1 protein-coding gene is annotated in these 1,256 nt (G+C 69.3%); it reads left to right on the forward strand.

The window, feature by feature from the left end:
* Positions 1 to 72: 72 nt before the first annotated feature.
* Positions 73 to 1,256 (forward strand): IS701 family transposase (locus ACFWPS_RS54010; protein WP_383721931.1); only part of this gene is annotated, 1,184 nt, incomplete at its 3' end.

Consider the following 1,256-nt stretch of genomic DNA (forward strand, 5'->3'; position numbering starts at 1 on the left):
CTAGTAGGGCCTGGTCAGGTTCACTCGCCGGTGGCGTGTCTCCTTGATTGCCTGTGTTGTTGAGCGGGTGTGATGGCTGAGGAGCTGGCTGCGGTCCGGTGTGATCTGGAGGACTTCGCGGCAGAGGTGTTCGAGCCGTTCGCAAGGGCGGATCAGCGCCGGTGGGGAGCGGTGTATCTGCGGGGACTGCTGCTGGACGGGCGGCGCAAGTCGGTGGAGCCGATGGCCGCCCGGCTGGGTGAGGACGGTAACCGGCAGGCCCTGGCCCACTTCATCACCTCCAGCCCGTGGGATCCGGCGCATGTCCGCGCCCGCCTGGCGTGGAGGATGCAGCAGGTGATCAAGCCGACCGTGCTGGTCATCGATGACACCGGCTTCCTCAAGGACGGCGATTCGTCGGCGTGTGTGACGCGGCAGTACACCGGCACCGCGGGCAAGGTCACCAACTGCCAGGCCGGGGTGTCGCTGCATCTGGCGTCCGACGGCGCCTCGGCGGCCGTCGACTGGCGTCTGTTCCTGCCCGAGAGCTGGGATCCCGCCTCACCGAAAGCAGATCCGGACAAGGTGGCCCGCCGCAGGCCGTGCGGCATCCCTGCCGAGGTGGGCCATGTCGAGAAGTGGCAGCTGGCCCTGGACATGATCGACGAGACGAGGTCGTGGGGCATCGACATCCCCCTCGCCGTCGCCGACGGCGGCTACGGAGACACGGCAGCCTTCCGGCTGGGCCTGGAAGAACGCAAACTCACCTACGTGGTGGGCATCTCCACCACGACCACCGCACAGCCGGAGGAAGCACAGCTGCACACCCCGCCCTACGGCGGCCGTGGTCCCCGGCCCCGGCCCGTCTATCCCGAGCCGGCACGGACCGTGAAGAGCCAGGTCATCGCGGCAGGCCGGAAGGCCGCCAGGCCGGTGCAGTGGCGGGAAGGCTCCCGCCCAGGCAGCGGCCGAAGCGGCCTCAAGCGCATGTACTCACGGTTCGTGGCCCTGCGGGTCCGTCCCGCCGGACGCGAGATCCGCAAGAACATCGACGGCCCCGAACTGCCCGTGCGCTGGCTGCTGGCCGAATGGCCCACGACCGAGCCCGAACCCGTCCAGTTCTGGCTGTCCAACCTGCCCGCCGACACCCCACTGGCCACCCTCGTGCGCACCGCGAAACTACGCTGGCGCATCGAGCACGACTACCGCGAGATGAAACAGGCCCTGGGCCTGGCCCACTTCGAAGGCCGCACCTGGCGCGGCTGGCACCACCACGT

Source organism: Streptomyces sp. NPDC058457 (assembly GCF_042720695.1).
Taxonomy (GTDB): domain Bacteria; phylum Actinomycetota; class Actinomycetes; order Streptomycetales; family Streptomycetaceae; genus Streptomyces.